Below are 21,992 nucleotides of genomic sequence, written 5' to 3'. Positions count from 1 at the left end.
TAACACGTATAATATAAATCATAACACCTTTCGATGAGAAAAATATCAATTATCATTTGTTTCACGCTGATCGCTTTCGTGTTAAAAGCTCAGGATCAGTCGTCTATTTTAAAGGACACGATAAAGATTAAAGAAGTGGTTGTTACCGGAACACCGGTGCAAGTAAGTAAGCACAGTGTCCCAATGGCGGTTTCAGTGGTCAATCGGCAGCAAATTGAAGAAAGCAATGAATCGGCTTTGCTTCCGGTTTTGAACGGTCGCGTTCCCGGGCTTTTTGTCACCGAGCGCGGAATCACCGGGTTTGGTGTAGCGGCTGGTTCAGCTGGTCAAATTTCAATTCGTGGAGTGGGCGGAAGTCCAACCACCGGCGTATTAATGCTGATTGACGGACATCCCCAGTTTATGGGAATAATGGGCCATCCACTACCCGACTCGTACGTGGCTTCGGATGTGGAGCGTGTTGAAGTAATTCGTGGGCCGGCTTCTGTTTTATATGGTTCCAATGCAATGGGAGGAGTCATCAACATCATCACCCGAAAACAAACTAAAGATGGTGTGAATGGAAATGCCGGCATTCAATATGGTTCGTTCAATACTCAAAAATACCGTGCATCGGTTGGTTTTAAAGAAAATGGACTGAGTCTTTTTGGATCGGTAAATCATGACCAAACCGATGGGCATCGTGATAATTCTGACTTTAATATCACCAATGGTTACGTAAAAGCCGGTTACGAAATCAATCCGAATTTTAAGATCTCAAGTGATTTTAGTTTGGCTAAATTTAAAGCTACCGATCCAGGGCCTGACACGCTAAATGCAGTTGCAGGCGCCAGCCTTGACATTAAACGTGGATATTGGTCGGCAAAATTGGATAATGCTTTCGACAAAACTTCCGGAAGCCTTAAAGTCTTTTACAATTTCGGGGAACACGATATTTCAGATGGATTTCATTCTATTGACCACAATGCCGGATTCGACTTTTTCCAGACGTTTAACTTGTTTGAAGGCAATAATCTGACTTTGGGTGTGGATTACTTGTTTTATGGTGGAAAGGCCGAAAATGAGCTGGCAATGAACGGACAAGGCATAGTTTTAGCAGATACGACCGTGAATGAAATCGGTTTTTACGGTTTTGTACAACAAAAAATAGCTGACCAAATCTCATTGAATGTTGGATTACGTCGACAACACCACGAATACTATGGCGACGAATGGATTCCTTCGTCCGGATTTGCTTGGGAATTTTCAGAAAATATGTCATGGAAAGGAACGGTATCTAAAGGATTCCGCAGTCCAACCATTCGCGAACTTTTCATGTGGAACCACAATCCTGACTTGAAACCGGAGCGAATCATGAACTATGAAACCGGCTTATATAACACTTTTTTCAACTCAAAACTGAATACCGAACTTACGTTTTACTATATCTCGGGCGACAATATGATCGTGACTGGAAACATGGGTAGCCTATTTAACTCGGGTGAAATTGAAAACAAAGGAATTGAGTTTGCAGCTTCGTCCAACGCTGTTAAAAACCTCGATCTATCCTTCACGTATTCATTTACAGACATGAAAAATCCAGTAGTTTCCACACCAAAACATCATTTGTTTTTAAATGCCACTTATCACTTGAAAAAATTCAGTATAAACGGAAATATCCGCCGCATTGCAAAGATGGACAATGATGCCACACCTGCTGTAAATCTGGAAAGTTACTCTGTTTTAAATGCAAAAGTGAACTATAAAGTGCGAAAAAACTTAACTATTTATTTGAGTGGCGAAAACTTAACCGACGAAAGTTATGCAGTAAACCGCTATTACACAATGCCGGGAATTACTATATTTAGCGGGATCAATATAAACTTTTAATCACATGAAAACTGCATTATTATTAGTAACACTTTTAATTGGTTCAATCTGCTTAAGCGCACAACCTGCAAAAATCTACAACCCAGATGCAGATGCGAAAACAGATATTCAAAATTCAATAAAGAAAGCACAAAAAGAAAATAAACACATCTTCCTTCAAATAGGTGGAAATTGGTGTTCATGGTGTATTAAGTTTCATCGCTTTGTTGATTCTAACCAGGAAATTAAAAGTTTTGTTGATGATAATTTTGTCGTTATTAAAGTGAATTATAGCGGAGAAAACAAGAACGAAGAAATACTTAAGGAGCTAGATTTTCCGCAACGTTTTGGGTTTCCTGTATTTGTAGTTTTAGACAAAAATGGCAACCGTATTCATACCCAAAATTCTGCCTATTTAGAGGCAGATGGCGGATACAGTCCGAAAGAAGTCTTGATATTTTACAAACAATGGTCACCCAAAGCGCTAGATCCGGCTACCTATGAAAAATAGCTTCATCTAAAACATGATTTTCCTTATTTATTTTCTATTGAAATAGTTCTAATTTGGTCTAATATTTCAATAGAAAATTCATGAAGGCAATTGTAAAAAGCAAACCAGAAAGAGGCCTTTGGATGGAAGATGTTCCAATGCCAAAAGTCGGTCACAACGATGTACTCATCAAAATAAGAAAAGCTGCTGTTTGTGGTACCGATTTACACATCTACAAATGGGATCAATGGGCTCAAAATACCATCCAAACGCCAGTTATTATTGGACATGAATACATGGGTGAAGTGGTGGAAGTTGGTTCTGAAGTTGATCGTGTTAAAGTTGGTGAACGGGTAACAGTAGAGGGTCATATTGCCTGCGGATTTTGTAGAAATTGCCGACGTGGTCGTCAACATATTTGTGATCATACGTTAGGAATTGGTGTTCAGCGTGATGGTGGTTTTGCTGAATACATTTCCGTTCCTGCAAAAAACGTTTTAAAAGTTGATCAACGCATTCCGGATGAAATAATGGCTGTTATGGATCCACTGGGAAATGCAACACACACTGCCCTCTCTTTCCCACTTTTAGGTGAAGATGTACTAATTACCGGCATCGGTGGACCAATCGGTGCAATGGCAACTGCCGTTTGCCGTTTTGCCGGAGCCAGGTATATTGTTGGTTCGGACCTTTCAAAATTTCGCCGTGATTTAGCACGAAAAATGGGTGCCACCAAAGTGATTGATCCTATGAATGACAGTATTAAAGAGGCGATGAAACGTTTAGGAATGGTTGGTGGATTTGATATTGGTTTGGAATGCAGCGGATCTCCAATTGCCTTTAATGATATGGTGGAAAGCATGTATAATGGTGGAAAGATTTCTTTGCTTGGTTTGCTTCCAAAAGAAACGACCATCAACTGGAGCAAACTCATTTTTAAAGGATTAACACTAAAAGGTATTTATGGCCGGGAAATGTACGAAACCTGGTACCACATGGAAATGATGTTGATAACTGGATTGGATATTACGCCGGTTATTACCCACCGAATGAAAGCAGATGATTTCCAAAAAGCCTTTGACATTATGGAAGAAGGAAACTGCGGTAAAATAATTCTGGACTGGGAGTAAACAAATATAATTTTTATATATATTTGTTCTGTTAAATTAACTAGCACATGACTATTGCCCCAGCCAGTAGAATATTAAGGTTCTTAAATTTTATCATAGATTTATTTATCTATACTATTCTTGTTTCTTTTTTATTATTTTCTATTCAAAAATTTACTGGATATCTAATAACTCCCACCTCAAAAAGGTTTTTATCACTAGTTTTTTATTTTTTATACTATTTAGTATTTGAATTACTTATAAAAACAACTCCAGGAAAAATTATTACAAAAACTAAAATTATTACCGATAACGAAGAAATTCCTTCGTCGAAGATTATTATTGATCGCTCATTACTTAGATTGATACCCTTTGAACCGATAAGTATACTTTTCAATACAAAAAAACTTAGCTGGCATGATCGGTTTTCAAAAACCAGAATCGTACATATAATCAACTAATTAAAAGAAAATGAAAAAGAAAATTACCCTAAAGTTTTTAGCTATTTTAATTGCTGCAATGACACTTTTACCTTCATGTGCAACCGTTTTTGGAGGTAAGATTTCATCTTGTCAACGAACAAAACCTTCAGAAGGAGAACCTACAAGACCAATTAGGGCAGTTGCACTTATTGCAGATGTTTTATTCTTTTGGCCAGGTGCTGTTGTGGATTTTGCAACTGGAGCTATTTATAAACCATGTGATAAATAGAATACCTCAATCAATAAGCAAAAGGATCAGGCTATTATAGTTTGATCCTTTTGCTTATTGAAAACTCTATAAAGTTGGTCCCGTTTTTAATATTCAACATCCGATGCTCCATTGTAGAAGCTTGCTGATATGAAACAAAAGAGGCACCCAAATAAAACTCATTGAAATGACGTCCCCCGGAAAATCGAATTTCAGAACTACTCCCTATTTTTGATTTCCATGTATCTGCCCCCAACGAATTCCATCGACTTTGCTGCACAACAACTCCTAATTTGCACGAACCAGTAAATATCCAGTTTGGTGCAGGAACAAGTGAGTAAGCATAACCAACATTGGCAGAAAGTGAATAACTCTGAAAGGTTTTCAATGCTCTCCAATTGGCAAAATACTTTTCATCAATTTCACGTGGAACAAAAGCAGAATCAGCATCTACATTCAGCAAAAAGAGCCCAACACCAGCTATTACTGATCCCGCACTTTTCTTCTGTAGTTCGTTTTGCTTAAATGCAGCTTTATACGAAAAACGACTATTATTGAAAACATAGTTAAAATTTGCGCCATAATTTCGGGTCAACATATCTCTTCGCCAATAATAGTTACTCTCATTATAATTGATGAAATCGCCAATTCTTTTAAGGTTTAAATAATAACCTTTTGTGTGAAGTGCAAGTATATCCAGCGTAAACTTTCGTGCATAAATATAGCTTTGCAGTCCCAAAGAAGTTGTTTCTCCGTACTTACTGTCATCATTGGAAAGAAAGGGTATTTTTGCTCCAATATTTAAGCCAAACCACTTGTAATTAAAGCCTAATCCAATAGTATAAAAATCATTGGGTCTATATTTTAACGGAAAACTATTGGCAACATCTTTAAACTGAATAAAATTATTCTTATTTGATGAATATACTCGAACTATCAGATCATTATAGAATGATTGTATATAATTGGAATCCAATTTATTATTCACTTCAATATTCTGAATTTGAGCAAAAATAGAACACTGAAATAAACATAAAATGCCAATCAAATAGATTTTTCTCATCTACAAATCCATTTCTACCCAAACAGGGCAATGATCTGAATGAACTACCTGGGATAAAATACCCGCATTTGTAATTTTATTTTTCAATGAGTCTGTTACCATGTGGTAATCAATTCGCCAACCTTTGTTCCTCGCCCTGGCACCTGCTCGGTAACTCCACCACGAATAATTATGAGGATCAGGGTTTATCTCACGCAGTGAATCTACATAACCATCATCCACAAATTCCTGAAACCAGTCACGCTCCTCCGGTAAAAAGCCGCTCGTATTTTGTTGCTTTTCGGGGTTGTGAATATCAATCCATAATCGACAGATATTGTAATCGCCCGCAATTATCAAATTTGGTATCTCTTTTCTAAGTTCATTTAAATAAGCATGAAAATCTGCTAAGAAATCCATTTTATAAGCCTGTCTGGGGCCTCCGGTAGTTCCGGACGGGAAATACGCGCTTATCACTGAAAAACCTTCAAAATCGGCTCTAATTACCCTTCCTTCCACATCGTATTTTGCATTGCCCATTCCATATTCCACGTGGAACGGCTTTTCTTTACAAATAATTGACACTCCGCTATACCCTAGTTTTTTCGCTGAATGAGCATAGATATTGTAACCAATTGCCAATAACTCATCTTCACTCATTTGCCCCGGTTGCGCTTTCGTTTCCTGAATACATAAAATATCAGGATTTTCTTCTGTCAGCCATTCTAAAAATCCCTTCTTTACGGCTGCCCGAATTCCGTTTACATTGTATGATAAAATCCTTTTCACAATTTTTCTTACTTTTGATTGAGATATTTCCCGAAAGTACAATGTTTCATTAAAACAAAAAATTAGAATTGAAAAAAGGCCTTGTCATAAAATCTACTGGAAGTTGGTATACGGTTAAATCCGAGGATGGAGAGCGCATTGAATGTAAAATCAAAGGCAAATTTCGATTGAAAGGTATCAAAAGTACCAACCCTGTTGCTGTTGGTGATCAGGTTGAATTTAAGCTGGTTGAAGCTGATAAAGAAGATCAAAAACACCGCATAGGTCTGATTACCAATATTATAGCGAGAAATAATTACATTATTCGGAAATCTCCAAATCTCTCAAAACAATCACATATTATTGCTGCCAATATTGATCAGGCATTTCTTGTCGTCACCATTAATTATCCAATTACCACAACAACTTTTATTGATCGGTTTTTAGCGTCTGCTGAAGCATATCGAATTCCTTGCACCTTAATTTTTAATAAGATTGACCGGTACGATGCAGACCAATTACTGCAGATGGATGAATTAATTGAATTGTATGAAAAAATAGGTTATCGTTGTTTGATCACTTCTACCAAAAAAAATATTGGTTTGGATACCCTCAAAGATTGGATGAAAGGCAAGACCATTGTTTTTGCCGGTCACTCGGGTGTTGGTAAATCAAGTTTAATAAATGTGATTGAGCCCGGATTAAATTTAAAAACAAAAGAAATTTCTGATTCTCATCAAACGGGAAAACACACTACTACTTTTTCAGAAATGTTTGAATTGAGTTTTGGTGGACATATTATCGACACTCCCGGAATTAAAGGTTTCGGAATGCTCGATATGGAAAAAGAAGAAATTGGCCATTACTTTCCTGAAATTTTCAAGCAACTTGAAAAATGCCAGTACTATAATTGCACTCATACTCATGAACCGGACTGCGAAGTAAAAAAAGCAGTAGTTGAAGGTGAAATTGCAGAGAGTCGTTATTATTCTTACCTCGGACTGCTTGATGGTGACGAAAAGTACAGATCTTGATCTGGATCAAAAAAAATTAGCACACCTTTTTCTCTATAATAAAGCTAATAAATAAGCTAATTTTCAGTGCTTTAAATCAAAATAATCAAAGATTTTAACTGCCTTAGAATTTCCTATTTCTGTTGCGACCGTATCGAAGGCTTGTTTTTTTAGATTCTCAAGGCTCTTAAATCGTCGTAAAAGCTGCTGAATCGTTTTTTCTCCAATTCCGGGAATTTCTTCCAATTCTGTTTTTATAAAATTTTTCAATCTCAATTTTCTGTGAAAAGTAATTCCGAATCGATGAGCTTCATCCCTTGCCTGTTGAATCACTTTCAAGGTTTCTGAATTTTTATCTAAATAAAGTGGAACAGAATCTCCGGGAAAATAAATTTCTTCCAATTTCTTCGCAATTCCAATGATGCTAATTTTTCCACGAAGATTTAATTTTTCGAGAGCATTTAATGCCATTCCGAGTTGTCCCTTACCTCCATCAATAATTATTAGTTGTGGTAAAATCTCTTTTTCTTCCACTTGACGTTTATACCTACGATAAACAATTTCCTCCATCGAAGCAAAATCATCCGGACCTTCTACAGTTTTTATGTGATAATGTCGGTATTCCTTTTTGGCAGGTTTTGCATTTTTAAAAACAACACACGCAGCAACCGGATTGGTTCCTTGCAAATTCGAGTTATCAAAACACTCAATTTGAATTGGTAATTCTTTTAATTGAAGATCCTTTTTTATTGTATTTAAAATTCTGCTAGTACTCTCTTTTGGTTTTGATAATGCAATCTGTTTTTCCTTTTCAAGTCGAAAATATTTTGCATTCCGTTGCGAAAGATCCAATAGTTTTTTCTTATCCCCCTTTGCAGGAACTTTAAATTTTAACTGTTCCAATTCAATGCTGGGTTTAAAAGGAACCAGTAATTCTTTGGCATTTGAGAAAATTTTTTGCCTAATATCTATAATTGCGTACTCCAATAATTCTTCTTTCGACTCATCAAGCGCCTTCCTTATTTCGGTGGTGTATGTCTGAACGATTGCCCCGTTGATGACTTTCAGATAATTAACAAATGCAGATTTTTCCACTACTTCTATTCCAAAAACATCAACATCTGTAATCGTAGCACTCACAACAGTCGAACGATTCTGAAACTTTTCAAGAATCAATAACTTTTCTTTTACCTCATTTGCTTCCTCAAATTGAAAACTTTCAGCATATCGATTCATCAACTCACGAAGATATTTGATTACACTTGTAATATTTCCTTTCAAAATATCTTTGATTTCATCGATATATTGATTGTAATCTTCCTCCTTTTGAAATCCTTCACAGGGACCAATACAGTTTCCAATATGATACTCTAAACAGACTTTTATTTTCCCGGACTTAATATTTTCTTTAGAGAGATTGTACTTGCAATTACGTAATTTATACAAACGCTTAAACAAATCAAGCAATGTTCGGACAGCCATAACGGATGTGTACGGTCCAAAATAAACAGAGCCATCCCTTATTACATTTCTGGTTTGAAATACTCTTGGAAAACGCTCATTTTTTATTACAATCCAAGGGTATGTTTTATCATCTTTCAGCCGGATATTATACCGAGGTTGGTATTTTTTAATGAGGTTATTTTCTAATAAAAGTGCATCTTGCTCCGTCTCAACAACCAAATGCTTGATGTCAAAAATTTTCCTTACAAGAAGAGCTGTTTTCCGATTATCATGATTTTTCATGAAATATGAGGCTACCCTTTTCTTCAAATCTTTGGCTTTCCCCACATAAATAATCTTACCGGAATTATCAAAATATTGATAAATTCCAGGCTTATTTGGAAGAACAGAAACAAGCTTTTTGAGCTCTTCAATATTCTTATTTGGAGAGGAATATTTCAAGAAAAACTAAAATTAGTATTCTACGACGGTATGAGTTTCGTACTGAGAAAGGATGTCTTTTTTCCCATTCTCTATAAATTTCAAATCACAGATAAATGAAAAATAGACCTTTTTTACATTCAATTGCTTCACTAAATTCAGAGCAGCCAATGCAGTTCCCCCGGTTGCTAAAAGGTCATCATGTATCAAAATTATATCATCACTTTGCAATGAATCCTTGTGCATTTCGATTATATCTGTACCATATTCTAAATCATAAGATTCAAAAATTGTCTCTGAAGGAAGCTTCCCTTTCTTACGAACTGGGACAAAACCTGCACCTAAATGATAAGCTACAGCCCCACCAACTATAAACCCACGCGACTCCAATGACACCACTTTTGTAATATTCTTTCCTTTAAAATAATCACTAATTTCATCTACCACATAGCGAAATGCTACTGGGTTTTTAAGCATTGTAGTAATATCCTTGAAGCTGATTCCAGCTTCTGGAAAATCAGGAATTTCGCGAATCGTTTCTTTTAAATTCATTTGAAATCTATTTGTGTTCCACGTGGAACATTACCTACCCAGCATGACTAAAAGTACATTAATATCCGATGGGCTAACACCGGATATTCTACTAGCTTGCCCAATAGTTGTTGGTTTAATTTTAGTTAATTTTTGCCTAGCTTCAGTTGATATAGTATGAATACTTTCGTAATCAAATCGATTCTCAATATTGATATTTTCCAAACGTTTATACTTATCCGCTATTTGCTTTTCACGGTCAATATAACCTGAATATTTGATTAATATTTCAGCTGATTCTAAAATTTCATAATACCTATTTTCTGGCAAAATCGAAAGAAATTTATTGAACGGTGTAACCGGTTCTATCACATCAAAAATTGAAATCTGAGGACGTAGAATTACATCTTTCAACTTAACACCTTGCTTTAATAAACTTGTCCCCTTCTCTTCCAATAACGAATTAATGTATTGAGGTTTTAAGGAAAATGATGAAACAAAATCAATTACTTCATCTCTCAATTTAATTTTCTCATTAAGTAAATCCAAGCGTTCTTTTGATGCCAAACCTAATTCATAACCTTTCGGGGTTAATCTAAAATCAGCATCATCTTGTCTTAAAAGAATGCGATATTCTGCTCTTGATGTAAACATCCGATAAGGTTCATCAACTCCTTTTGTTACTAAGTCGTCTATCAAAACACCAATGTAAGCTTCATTTCTACTTAGTACAAAATCGGCCAAATCATTTGCCTTTTGATGCGCATTTATACCTGCCATTAAACCTTGAGCCGCCGCTTCCTCATAACCGGTAGTACCATTAATTTGTCCACCAAAATATAGATTTCTAATCAACTTTGTCTCCAACGTATGATACAACTGTGTAGGATCGAAATAATCATATTCAATAGCATACCCAGGCCTGAAAATTTTAGCATTTTCCAACCCTTCAATTTTCCTCATTGCCTCTAATTGAATATCCCAGGAAAGAGAGGATGAAAAGCCATTCAAATAATATTCAACTGTATTTTCACCTTCTGGTTCCAAAAACAATTGATGTGATTTCTTCTCAGAAAAAGTCACTAATTTAGATTCGATACTAGGACAATATCTTGGGCCTGCACCCTTAATCGTACCATTATACATTGGCGAATCATCAAAGCCTTTTTCCAATGAACCATGAACATCTTCATTGGTATATGTAATCCAGCAACTACGTTGTTTCAAATCACTTTTAACATCCGGTAAATAAGAAAATTTATAATGCCCTTCCTCCCCTTTTTGTTCTGCCAGTTTTGAAAAATCGATAGTGCGTCCATCGATTCTCACCGGTGTTCCAGTTTTCAATCTGCCAGTTACAAATCCTGCTTCCGCAAGTTGGTCACTTATGAAATAAGAAGCAGACTCTCCTATTCGCCCACCTTCTAACTGAGAACGTCCAATATGCATCAAACCATTCAGAAAAGTACCGTTTGTGAGAACTACTGTTTTTGATTTGAACTCTACTCCTATTTTTGTTTTAACGCCTACAACCTTTCCGTCTTCAATTAATAAATGAACCACAGCATCCTGCCACAAGTCTAAATTATTTGTTGACTCTAATTGTAAACGCCAAAATTCTGAAAACCTAAACCGATCACTTTGAGATCTTGGACTCCACATTGCGGGCCCTTTTGACCGGTTAAGCATTCTAAATTGAATAGAAGATTTATCTGTGATTACACCAGTGTATCCGCCTAAAGCATCAATTTCCCGAACGATCTGTCCTTTGGCAATTCCACCAATAGCAGGGTTACATGACATCTGCGCATATTTTCCCATATCCATGGTAATAAGCAATGTCTTTGAACCTAAATTTGCTGCAGCTGCTGCCGCCTCACAACCTGCATGTCCTCCCCCAACAACTATAACATCATATAATGGTAACATCCTAAAATATTTAAACCGCAAAATTAATAGAAAAGCTTAGAATCTAAAACGTTACAATAAAGCTAAATATTCATCTTCTTTAGCCGTCATTTCTAACTTCTCATCCTTAGATTTGTCTTTAAAACCAAGCAAATGTAAAACACCATGTATCATGATTCTGTTCAATTCTGTATCAAACGATACATTGAAATCTGAAGCATTTTCTCGTATTCTATCTACACTAATAAAAATATCTCCGGAAACAACATCACCTTCTACATAATCAAAAGTTATTACATCAGTATAATAATCATGCTGCAAATGCTCTTTATTGATCTGTAGTAAGTAATCGTCCGAACAAAAAATAAAGCTGATTTCGCCAGCTTTCTTCTCTTCACTTAAAATAGTTCTATTAATCCAGGTAGTTAATTTTTCTGAAAGATTTAAATCCTCAATCTCTTCGAAGTAATAATTTATGCTCACTATCTAATTTGAATTTTATTTGAATCTTAGATCCATTATTTAAAAATTTAACTTCATCTGACAAATTTCTTATAAGAAACAATCCTCTGCCACGTTCATTTTTTATATATCTCCTTTTTGTAGGATCTGGTACATTTTTAAAATCAAAGCCTTCACCTTCATCTTCAATAACTATAAACAACTCATTATTAGAGTCATAAACAGTAATAGAAACATTTTTTCTGCTATCTGAATTATTTCCATGAGTGATGGCATTATTAACTGATTCTGAAACAGTTAGCATAAAATGTCCGCGCAATGATTCAGGTAATTGATACTGCTCAATAATCTCATGTATAAAATTCTCGACTTCTCGCAAATATCGCAATTGGGATGGTATACAAATCTCTTGCTTCAATCTTATTTGTTTAATTGGTTGATGTAATTCTTATACTTCTGCAAGTAAAACTTTTTCAGTTTATAATTACTTCTATCAATCTGCTCTTTAAATTCGCTTTCCTTCCTTTTATACTCAAAAAACTCTGCTGGGTTACTGAAAAATTGTTCTTCTGCTGTAGTAGATTTCCGTTGGTCATCTACTTCCCTTTCTATTTCAGCCCGTTCAGCTTTTAATAATCGATCCAAAATTAAATTTTGTCTGTTAATTGTTTGCTGAGTCAGGTTTTTATTCATCAAATCCAGCTTGTTTTGTTCAATTAACTGATCTATCTGCTTCAACTGTTCTTTTGAAGAACTTCCTACTTCATTGCTATTCAATAAATCACGAACAAGTTGTTGCATAATCTCTTGTTGAGCCAGCGTTTGCCCCAACTTTTTATTCAATTTTGAAGAATTTCCGCTTTTCATTTGCTCAATCATCTGCTGCATTTGCTCCTTCAATGATTCCTGAGATTGCTTAAGCATACTCATTCCACTTTTACCATCTTGACCAGGTTTATCACACTGTTGATCACCTGGCATTGAGTTAGCCATTTGCTTTTCTATATTTTCAAGTGCCTCACTTAAAAATACTGCCAAGTTATTAATAGCTGTAATACTACCTTGTTGATTCTTAACAGCATAACTAATTCTATCTTCATCCAATTCTTCAATACTGTTTTTCATTAAATATTGCATGTCTAGAATTTCCTTATTAACAACATTATCAATAGAAGGTGTGCGCTTAGCTAATGCATATAATGAATCTTTAACCATCTCACTTTGATTATACAACTCATCCTGCATCCTATGAACATCATTTACTACCGGATTATTTACACCAGTAGCTCTTAAAATATCAAAGATCCTCTCCTGCTCCAACGACAGAAACACCAAGTTATCCAGTAACTGCCGTAAATTAGCCAAGTTCTCTAATTGCTGTTTATTCTTATTTTGCTCCAAAACCTGTTGCATAGCAACAGCCAAATTGCTAATCTGATTGCTATTCTTACCAATTCCTTCAGAAGCTTTCCGCTTTCTCTTATTTTCTAAATTCTCTTTTACTTCTTTATAGGTATCTGAAATATCGTTAAATTCCTTTTCAAAAGATGGGATATTCATGGGTTTATTTAATTCGTTATTTAACTCCTCCACTTTATCCATTTCTTTTTTTAAGTTTCCAAGCTTCTCTTCATTTTCCATTTCTTTATCTGTGACTGAATTAAAATCTCTGGATTCCTCAAATTGACTTTGAATTTTCTTTTCCTCCTCTGCTATCTCTGAAAGCTTATCAACGATTCTCTCCATTTTCTGCTCAACTTTCATACGTTTTAGAACTTGTAAATTGCGCTCCAATTGTTCCGATAAATCCTCCAGAGCCATGTCGTACTTATCATCCAGTTGGTTGAATTCGTCACTATTAAAATCCTGAGCTAGTTTATAAAATTCCTCAAATAACTCTTTTAACTCATCACTCAAAACATCATTTAATAATTGTTCGATTTCCTTCTGTTTCTGCAAAACTTCCTTTTTCTCTTCTGAAAAAGAATTCATCATTTGATTAAGCTCTTTATTTTTTTCCTGAATTTGATTTAAAACAGATTCTAACTGATTCTTTTTATTTATAATCTCACTAGCCATTTGTTGCTTTTCCCAGTTTGAAGCATTATCTCCCAAACTTTTAAAACGAAGTTCATCAATTGATTGCTTTATATCCTGACTCAACTGATGACTTTTTTCCATTAACTCATCAATCTCCGCAAACTGTTTATTTTCAAATTCCAACAGTTCTTCATCATTTGGAAAAACAAATTCAAAAGCATCGCTACTCGTCTTCTTATATCCATTATAAATGTCATTGTCAGCTACTTGAAAATAATAATAAATCTGCTTTATTACTCCTGAAAAATCTGCAAAATCAAACATATAGTAAAAATCCTGCTCATTCAGATTTTTAATAATTGGTATATCTATTAAAGAATCTTTTTCATTAATGATTAAATTAAAGCTCAATTGATTGAATCCATAATCATCCTGAATTGATCCTTTAAAATAAAATCTGCTGTAATTAAGTGAATCTCGCAACTGGACTAACTCAATATTTGGAAACTCATCTGGAATTACTGCTATATTAAATTGAAGTAAGCTATCGTATTGAAAATATTGATTTTCTAATGAAATAAAATACTGCTGATTTTTAAATATTTTTCTATAGTATTGATTATCAACTAAATTTATAGATTGATTATCGATTACAAATTTTATAGTATCAGTATCCACCGTTTTAAATTTCCAATTGACAGTGGAACCTGATGCAATTTCTAAATCACCAACATTTGAAATTTCTTCTGCCCCTAATCCAGTATATTCCGGAGCATCTACTTCAACAGAAAACTCCAGAATCATCGGACTTGGAAGAACATCAATCCTATATTTCTTCGATCTAAAATTTGTATCTGTAAAATAAATAGGAAACGAATTATTAATATGATCCAACTCATATTCAAACACACCAGAATTTGCATTCATCAAATAATTGGTTCCAGAAATGTTTACATACAATAATTCTGGAACCCTCCTACCCTCGCAAGATACCTGCAACTTAATACTTTCTCCACGTTTAACAGTTAGACTTTCATTTAGTAATTGAAATGTAAATGGTGCGGGTCTCTCATAGAAAGTATTAAAATGAACCAATCTCTTTGAAGCTTCGTTAAAATCATTTGAGAAAAGTGCAGCATATATTGTAAAAACGATTACTACGAACAGTAAGAAAAAACTCCTTCTTTTTAATCGCTTATAATCTATCGCATCTAAAAAATCATATTTTTCAAGTTCTTGCGACTTTTGCTCGATACTTGCTAAAATCAAATCATTCTTTTCAACTGTAGACGATTCAGCTAATTCTATTACATTAAAAAGTCGATCCTTTATAGCCGAAATATGATCTGATATAATATTGGCAAACTGCTTATTACTTTTAGAACCGAGTATTCTAATCCATTTTAACAATGGCATCAAAATATATCTTCCTAAGAGAATGAAAGACGAAATAATTGCACTATAAAATACTATAGTTCTTGTTGATACAGAAAAATAATTGAAAGACTCAGCAACGGTAGTTGTTAATATGACGCATAAAACACAAACCATTAAAAGCAAAAATCCTTCAAGTATTTCAACATAGTGATACTTTCTTCTGAAAGAATCTATTTTGCTAACAAGGTGTTTATAGCTGGAATTCATTAAAATCAACGTTCAATATTTCAATCACTTAAAAAAACAAACAATGTTAATTTCCTTTTAATAGTTGTTGAAAAGAAATAAACAAAACCTTAAAATTAAATTTTTAAATCTGCTTCCAAATATTCATTAGATTTTTCAATTCAATAATACAAGAACAAAGCTTCAAAAATAATCTTCTAAATACTAACATTAATTAACATCGTTAAAAGAAAAAAGAATTCAAAAACAATCGATATTAACAGTTGTTAATTAAATTCGTATTTGATTGATTTATAGAAATTGAATATGTTAATGAATCGTGAATAATTGGCGATAAAAAGGAAGAATGCAATATTTCAAGTAAATCCCTTTCTTTTTTTCACAGTAATTAACAGGCTATATTTATATATATCTTTAATTTCAATTTCTTTAATTAATAAATATGTGATTTAAATGATTTGAATAAAAAGTGATATCTTGGGGTATCCTTTTTAACTCTTAAGGAATAAAGATAATAATGCTTAAAGATTGGGATTGAATGCGTGAAAAGCTTTCTATATTGCTTGTTGAAGATAACTTATTGAATCAGAGAATTGTAACTTTTAGCTTGAAGAAATATCAACATGAAGTTACAATTGCGAATAATGGGTTGGAGGGATTAAATAAGTTTAAGGAAAAGAAATTTGATGTCGTTTTAATGGACATCATGATGCCTGTGATGGATGGTTTAGAGGCTACTTTAAAGATTAGAGAATTCGAAGAAACATCAAATATCGACGATAGAACACCTATTATTGCAATTACCGCAAATACAATGGATAACGATCGTGAAAAATGTATTTCCTTTGGTATGAATGAATTCATGGCTAAGCCATTTGACATGGAAAAGCTGCTGAAAATTTTCGATGAATTAAAAATCACTGTTTAAAACTTCAATTCCTTTCCTGTAGCAGAAATAGCTATATTTGCTCAAGTTGAAATAATGTAGTGTATGTCTGATCCTATAGATCTCCATGATCATTCTTTTTCGGATAAAGAAACCGATCTTGATAAGCAGTTGAGACCTTTGTCTTTTTCTGACTTTAAGGGGCAAAAGCAAATTGTTGAAAATCTGAAAGTTTTTGTACAAGCTGCAAAAATGAGAGGTGAAGCTTTGGATCATGTTTTGCTTCACGGACCTCCTGGACTTGGGAAAACCACTCTATCAAGTATACTTTCGAATGAATTGGGTGTTGGTTTAAAGTTAACTTCCGGTCCCGTATTGGATAAACCTGGTGATTTGGCAGGCTTATTAACAAACCTTGAAGAAAGGGATGTACTTTTCATAGACGAAATACATCGTTTAAGCCCGATAGTTGAAGAATATCTGTATTCGGCTATGGAGGACTACAAAATCGACATAATGATCGATAAAGGCCCCAGTGCACGTTCAATTCAATTGGAATTAAATCCATTTACATTGGTAGGTGCTACTACCCGATCAGGTTTATTAACGAGTCCTCTCAGGGCCAGATTTGGTATTAAAGCACATTTTGAATATTACGATCTTGATATTTTAACTGGAATTGTAAAACGTTCAGCTCAAATACTAGATGTGGAAATTAATCATGAATCAGCTGTGGAAATTGCTTCGAGAAGCAGGGGAACACCACGAATAGTAAATGCATTGCTTAGAAGAGTTCGTGACTTTGCACAGGTTAAAGGAAATGGAAAAATTGATATTGAAATTACACGTTTTTCTTTGGAAGCATTGCATATAGATAAGCATGGTTTGGATGAAATGGACAATAAAATTCTTACCACCATTATCGATAAATTTAAAGGAGGACCTGTTGGAATTACAACAATTGGCACGGCAGTTGGAGAAGATTCAGGTACTATTGAAGAAGTATATGAGCCGTTTTTAATAAAGGAGGGATTTATTAAACGTACTCCTCGAGGAAGAGAAGTTACTGAACTAGCCTATAAGCATTTAGGTAGAGTAAAATATGGTGATAGTCCTAGTTTATTTTAATCAGTTTTACTTCAAATAGTTTTGGCCAAAGTTTTCCGGTGATGTACATTTTATCATTATTCGGGTTAATTGCTATTCCATTTAAAACATCAATTCTTTTTTCCTGATCAATAAGAACTGGAAGCAATCCTCTAAAATTTATTCTGCCCAATACTTTACCGGTATTAGGATCAATTTTAACTGCATAATCAGTAGTATAAATATTGGCATAAATTACACCATCATGAAATTCCAATTCGTTTAAAAACTTTACAGGACCTCTGTTGTCGAATACTTGTATTTTTTTCACGACATTTAAAGTGGCAGTATCTAAAAAATGGATGAATTCGGTACCATCTGTTTTTATAATGTATTGATTATTATGAGTTAATCCCCACCCTTGTTCGGTTTCAAAGGTAAAGCTATCGATTCTGGAAAAGGTTTCTAAATCATAAATAAAACCTTTTTGAGCGCGGTAAGTAATTTGGTATATTTTGTCGTTTAAAATGGTAATACCTTCCCCAAAATATTGATCTTCCAATTTTATTTCACGCTTAACATTTCCAGTGTTTAAATCGAACTCATAAATTCCTGATCGCTCATTTTCACCAGTACTTTCGTAAAATTTTCCATTATATATTTCTAGCCCTTGGGTATAATGTTCGGTACTATGCGGAAAGGTTTTCACAACTTCATAACCGTATTCATCCGGAACAATATCCGACAATACATTAAATGACATATAATTGATGCCTTGTACGCTATCAGATTTAGTGGATAATACTTTTAGCTGATGGCTTCCCAATTCATTTAGTTTTGGAATTGAAGCATTAAAATCAAGATCACTACTTTCCTTTAGCAGTTGATTATCAAGGTATAATTTTGCATATGCTAATTCTCCATCTTTCAATTTAACGCTTACAGAAATATTGATAGAATCTCCAAAAATGAAATTAGTTTTTCGAGGTTGAATGACAATTTGAGCCACTGGTTTTCTGGATCGTTTAGGTTTGTTGGAGCATGATAAAAATCCAACTAAAACAGAAGATACGATCAGTATGGTAAATATTTTAAGTTTCATTTTTGATGTTTTTAAGAGGCATAAAAATAAACAAAACTTAGAAACACCTTTGCAATAAGTCATTCAATTAGCTGTTTTATATGATAAAAAAAGAAGGTGAATACCTATATTTGGAAAAATTTTGAAGATTGAATTCTTTTAAGAAATTAGCTGGAGAAACTGCTATATACGGGGTTAGTAGTATAGTTGGTCGCTTTTTAAATTGGTGGCTTGTACCTTATTACTCACATATATTTCTTACGGAGGAATATGGTGTAGTTGCCAATTTATATGCTTATATGGCATTTTTATTGGTTGTTTTGACTTACGGAATGGAGACCGGTTATTTTAGATTTGCCTCACAAAAATCTGATAAGGACAAAGTTTATTCCAGTACACTTATTTCATTGGTGTTTACTTCAGCAAGTTTCATTTTGTTAGTTTTAACGTTTGACACCACTTTTGCCAGTTGGATGGACTATGAAAACTATCCGCAGTATATCAGGTGGATAGGAATCATTGTAGCAATCGATGCGATTACTTCAATTCCGTTTGCCAAGCTACGAATTGAGTCAAGACCTATCAAATTTGCAGTATTTAAGCTGATAAATATTTTCACCAATATCATTTTTAATATTTTCTTTTTAAGTATCTGCCCAGCCATTTTGAAGGCCAATCCGGATAGTTTTATTCAGCATGTCTATTCACCTGAAATTGGTGTTGGATATGTATTTATTTCGAATTTGATTGCATCTTCATTAACGCTATTGATAATGATTCCGGATATGTGGGTTAAGATTCAATTTGATAAGCGTTTGCTGAAGGAGATACTGTATTATTCGTTTCCTATTTTGTTGGTCGGCATAGCTGGAATGATTAATCAAAATATTGATAAGATATTGATTCCGAAGTTATTGAATGAAGATCAGGATCCAATGTCTCAAGTAGGAATTTACAGCGCCAATTATAAATTGGCTGTATTGATGAACATGTTTATCCAGGCTTTTCGTTATGCTTTTGAGCCTTTCTTTTTTTCACAGGCAAAAGAAAAAAATAACAAGAATGGATATGCATTGGTACTAAAGTACTTTGTGATTTTTGGATTAATTATTTTTCTGGCAATTTCTTTATTTGTCGATTTATTTAAAACGCTCAATATACTGGAAGAAAAATATTATTCCGGATTAAAGATTGTACCCATTGTATTAATGGCAAATCTGTTTTTGGGGATCTATTACACTCTTTCCTTGTGGTATAAATTAACTGATAAAACCAGATTTGGAGCTTATTTTGCATTAGCTGGTGCTGCTATTAGTTTGGTTGTTAATATTGCATTCATTCCACAGTTTGGCTATATGGCTTCTGCTATTGCTGTGTTAATTTGTTTCTTCGTGATGACTCTTCTGAGTTATTTTTTCGGTCAGAAGTATTATCCGGTGGAATACCCTGTTAAACGAATTTTGTTGTATTTCCTGCTGTCACTTATTTTATATTTCATAGCTGTGATAATAAATCTAGAAACTTCACTTCTCATGTATTTTGTCCACGCATTACTATTGGCAGTCTTTTTGATAACTATTTTCGTCCTGGAAAAGAGGGAATTTTTAAGGTTTCTTCGATAATCGTATCAATTAAATACTTTTAAGTATTATTTTTGTTTGAATTAGAAAGGCTTAAAAAATTATTCAACGATTTCTCTAATCAAAATTATTAAGATGAAAATTGCATTAGCGTCTGATCATGCTGGGTTTGAAAGAAAGCAAGTTATTTTGAAGTATTTGGAAGAACAAGGATTCGAATATAAAGATTTCGGAGCTTATTCTGCGGAGAGTTCAGACTATCCGGATTGGGCACATCCAATGGCTAAAGCAGTGGAAAATGGTGAATTTGAATTTGGTATTTCTTTGTGTGGAAGCGGCAATGGAATAAATATGACTGCAAATAAACATCAGGATATTCGTTCCGCTATTTGTTGGAAACCAGAAATTGCGGCATTGGCTCGCTTGCATAATGATGCGAATGTTTGCGCCTTACCTGCACGATTTATAACGGATGAAGAGGCTATTATGATTGTAAAAACATTTCTTTCAACTGATTTTGAGGGTGGACGCCACTTACGAAGAATACAAAAAATGCCGCTTAAGTAAAACAGAAGTATTATGTCTGGAGAAAAGAAAACATTCCTTAAAAAATCTGAAAAAATAGCCTTTGATAAAAAGCATCGGGCAACTATCAAATTTAATATTGGGAAATATGATGCTGCTGTTGAGCGAGGAAGAAATCGTTATTCCAGGTTAGATATAGCCAGAGACAGGGGTTCATATATAAAAGCAAAGGCAATTAATGGTTTACATGATTACCTAATTGAATTTGAAAGTAAAATTACTTCTAATGGAGCTGAGGTAATTTGGGCAGAAGATGGTAATCAGGCAATCGAATCCGTTCACAGAATTCTCTATGAAAATAAAGCAAAGACCTTGGTGAAAAGTAAATCAATGACAACTGAAGAAATTGATTTAAATGAACATGTGGAACATGTAGGGGTGGAGTCTTTGGAAACAGATTTAGGTGAATACATTGTGCAAATAGCAGGAGAAAAGCCCTATCATATTGTTACTCCTGCCATGCATAAATCCAGGCATGATATTGCGGAACTTTTCCATGAGAAATTTAATACTCCCGAAAAAAGCAGTCCTGAATTTTTAACAGATTACGTAAGGGGAATTTTAAGAAATAAGTTTGTTAATTCTGATGTTGGTGTTACCGGAGCTAATTTTCTTGTTGCGGATGTAGGAGGAATTGCTTTAACAGAAAATGAAGGAAATGGAATGATGACCTTTTCATTTCCCAGAGTTCATATTGTAATTGCAGGAATTGAAAAAATTGTTCCCTCTTTGAAAGATCTTGGTTTGATGTGGCCTTTATTGGCGGCGCATGGAACAGGGCAGCAGGTAACTGTATATAATTCAGTGGTTACCGGACCAAAACAAGATAAGGAAGTTGATGGACCGGAAAAAATGTATGTCATTTTGCTGGATAACAAGCGATCAGAATTATACCAATCAGATGATTGTTATGAAGCATTGAAATGTATTCGTTGTGGAGCATGTTTAAATGCTTGTCCAATATATAAAAATATAGGTGGTTATACTTTTGATTCTACTTATGGTGGGCCGATTGGCTCAGTAATTACACCATTTTTTAAAGGATTTAAAGAATACAACCATTTAAGCTCGGCTTGCTCAGTATGCGGAAATTGTACGGAAGTTTGCCCGGTTCGTATTCCATTACACAATATGCTTCTTTATAACAGAAGGGAAGCTGTGGAACGAGGCTATTCCGGATGGACATGGAATACTGGAATGAAGGCATTTGAATATGCTTTTATGAAACGAAAACGATTGGACAAATTAGGAGGTAAAACAAAAAACAAGCTTGCTATGTTTGGAAAAGAAGCGTTGGGTGATAAAAAGGAAATACCTCATTTAGCCGATCAATCATTTAGTCAACAATGGAAAACCAAACCATAAA

At 34.2% G+C, this 21,992-nt stretch carries 20 protein-coding genes; 11 read left to right on the top strand and 9 right to left on the bottom strand.

Annotated elements, in window-relative coordinates:
- The first annotated feature begins 33 nt into the window (after positions 1-33).
- The 5 genes from ACUNWD_RS04315 to ACUNWD_RS04295 all read left to right on the top strand — a co-directional run bounded on the left by ACUNWD_RS04315 (position 34) and on the right by ACUNWD_RS04295 (position 4,158).
- Positions 34-1,869: a TonB-dependent receptor gene (locus ACUNWD_RS04315; RefSeq protein WP_445586545.1), complete on the top strand. Its 1,836-nt coding sequence runs from the start codon at positions 34-36 to the stop codon at positions 1,867-1,869.
- A gap of 4 nt (positions 1,870-1,873) precedes the next feature.
- Entirely contained in the window at positions 1,874-2,359 is a 486-nt protein-coding gene (locus ACUNWD_RS04310; RefSeq protein ID WP_445586544.1) for a thioredoxin family protein, read from the top strand.
- Between the two features lie 80 nt (positions 2,360-2,439).
- Positions 2,440-3,468, top strand: a complete 1,029-nt coding sequence (gene tdh, locus ACUNWD_RS04305; protein WP_445586543.1) for an L-threonine 3-dehydrogenase — start codon at positions 2,440-2,442, stop codon at positions 3,466-3,468.
- Positions 3,469-3,515: 47 nt separating this feature from the next.
- Positions 3,516-3,908, top strand: coding sequence for an RDD family protein (locus ACUNWD_RS04300; protein WP_445586542.1), 393 nt, complete (start codon positions 3,516-3,518; stop codon positions 3,906-3,908).
- Between the two features lie 10 nt (positions 3,909-3,918).
- Entirely contained in the window at positions 3,919-4,158 is a 240-nt protein-coding gene (locus ACUNWD_RS04295; RefSeq protein ID WP_445586541.1) for a hypothetical protein, read from the top strand.
- A gap of 34 nt (positions 4,159-4,192) precedes the next feature.
- Here the strand turns inward: ACUNWD_RS04295 and ACUNWD_RS04290 are convergent, their stop codons facing one another.
- Complete coding sequence (locus ACUNWD_RS04290; protein WP_445586540.1) at positions 4,193-5,200, bottom strand: DUF4421 family protein; 1,008 nt, start codon at positions 5,198-5,200, stop codon at positions 4,193-4,195.
- The gene (locus ACUNWD_RS04285) at positions 5,201-5,968 is read right to left on the bottom strand and encodes an exodeoxyribonuclease III (RefSeq protein ID WP_445586539.1); all 768 of its coding nucleotides are present in this window, start codon (positions 5,966-5,968) and stop codon (positions 5,201-5,203) included.
- A 68-nt stretch (positions 5,969-6,036) separates the two neighbouring features.
- Between ACUNWD_RS04285 and rsgA the strand changes: the two genes are divergently transcribed.
- Complete coding sequence (gene rsgA, locus ACUNWD_RS04280; protein WP_445586538.1) at positions 6,037-6,981, top strand: ribosome small subunit-dependent GTPase A; 945 nt, start codon at positions 6,037-6,039, stop codon at positions 6,979-6,981.
- A gap of 63 nt (positions 6,982-7,044) precedes the next feature.
- Here rsgA and uvrC read toward each other — a convergent pair whose 3' ends face one another.
- From uvrC to ACUNWD_RS04250, 6 genes are read right to left on the bottom strand one after another with little or no spacing between them, the layout of a single operon-like run.
- Entirely contained in the window at positions 7,045-8,865 is a 1,821-nt protein-coding gene (gene uvrC / locus ACUNWD_RS04275; RefSeq protein WP_445586537.1) for an excinuclease ABC subunit UvrC, read from the bottom strand.
- Between the two features lie 12 nt (positions 8,866-8,877).
- On the bottom strand, positions 8,878-9,396 hold the full coding sequence (locus ACUNWD_RS04270; RefSeq protein WP_445586536.1) for an adenine phosphoribosyltransferase: 519 nt from the start codon (positions 9,394-9,396) through the stop codon (positions 8,878-8,880).
- Between the two features lie 30 nt (positions 9,397-9,426).
- Positions 9,427-11,304: a tRNA uridine-5-carboxymethylaminomethyl(34) synthesis enzyme MnmG gene (gene mnmG / locus ACUNWD_RS04265; RefSeq protein WP_445586535.1), complete on the bottom strand. Its 1,878-nt coding sequence runs from the start codon at positions 11,302-11,304 to the stop codon at positions 9,427-9,429.
- 51 nt (positions 11,305-11,355) lie between these two features.
- Positions 11,356-11,766, bottom strand: coding sequence for an rRNA maturation RNase YbeY (gene ybeY / locus ACUNWD_RS04260; protein WP_445586534.1), 411 nt, complete (start codon positions 11,764-11,766; stop codon positions 11,356-11,358).
- Positions 11,735-12,163, bottom strand: coding sequence for an ATP-binding protein (locus ACUNWD_RS04255; protein WP_445586533.1), 429 nt, complete (start codon positions 12,161-12,163; stop codon positions 11,735-11,737). Before ACUNWD_RS04255 ends, ybeY begins: the two co-directional genes overlap by 32 nt.
- Positions 12,164-12,165: 2 nt before the next feature.
- Positions 12,166-15,201, bottom strand: coding sequence for a hypothetical protein (locus ACUNWD_RS04250; RefSeq protein WP_445586532.1), 3,036 nt, complete (start codon positions 15,199-15,201; stop codon positions 12,166-12,168).
- A gap of 745 nt (positions 15,202-15,946) precedes the next feature.
- Between ACUNWD_RS04250 and ACUNWD_RS04245 the strand changes: the two genes are divergently transcribed.
- Positions 15,947-16,336, top strand: a complete 390-nt coding sequence (locus ACUNWD_RS04245; protein ID WP_445586531.1) for a response regulator — start codon at positions 15,947-15,949, stop codon at positions 16,334-16,336.
- Positions 16,337-16,399: 63 nt separating this feature from the next.
- Positions 16,400-17,422 carry a Holliday junction branch migration DNA helicase RuvB gene (gene ruvB / locus ACUNWD_RS04240; protein ID WP_445586530.1) on the top strand — a complete coding sequence of 341 codons (1,023 nt, stop codon included), beginning with the start codon at positions 16,400-16,402 and terminating at the stop codon, positions 17,420-17,422.
- On the opposite strand, the gene ACUNWD_RS04235 is transcribed toward ruvB, so the two are convergent.
- On the bottom strand, positions 17,409-18,482 hold the full coding sequence (locus ACUNWD_RS04235) for a glutaminyl-peptide cyclotransferase (protein ID WP_445586529.1): 1,074 nt from the start codon (positions 18,480-18,482) through the stop codon (positions 17,409-17,411). The genes ruvB and ACUNWD_RS04235 overlap by 14 nt on opposite strands.
- A 128-nt stretch (positions 18,483-18,610) precedes the next feature.
- Between ACUNWD_RS04235 and ACUNWD_RS04230 the strand changes: the two genes are divergently transcribed.
- The 3 genes from ACUNWD_RS04230 to ACUNWD_RS04220 all read left to right on the top strand — a co-directional run bounded on the left by ACUNWD_RS04230 (position 18,611) and on the right by ACUNWD_RS04220 (position 21,991).
- Positions 18,611-20,083, top strand: a complete 1,473-nt coding sequence (locus tag ACUNWD_RS04230; protein WP_445586528.1) for a lipopolysaccharide biosynthesis protein — start codon at positions 18,611-18,613, stop codon at positions 20,081-20,083.
- Positions 20,084-20,176: 93 nt separating this feature from the next.
- Complete coding sequence (gene rpiB / locus ACUNWD_RS04225) at positions 20,177-20,608, top strand: ribose 5-phosphate isomerase B (RefSeq protein WP_445586527.1); 432 nt, start codon at positions 20,177-20,179, stop codon at positions 20,606-20,608.
- 12 nt (positions 20,609-20,620) lie between these two features.
- Positions 20,621-21,991, top strand: coding sequence for a lactate utilization protein B (locus tag ACUNWD_RS04220; RefSeq protein WP_445586526.1), 1,371 nt, complete (start codon positions 20,621-20,623; stop codon positions 21,989-21,991).
- Position 21,992 lies beyond the last annotated feature (1 nt).

This window comes from Sunxiuqinia sp. A32 (assembly GCF_052690465.1).
This window is presented reverse-complemented; position numbering and strand designations above follow the sequence as displayed.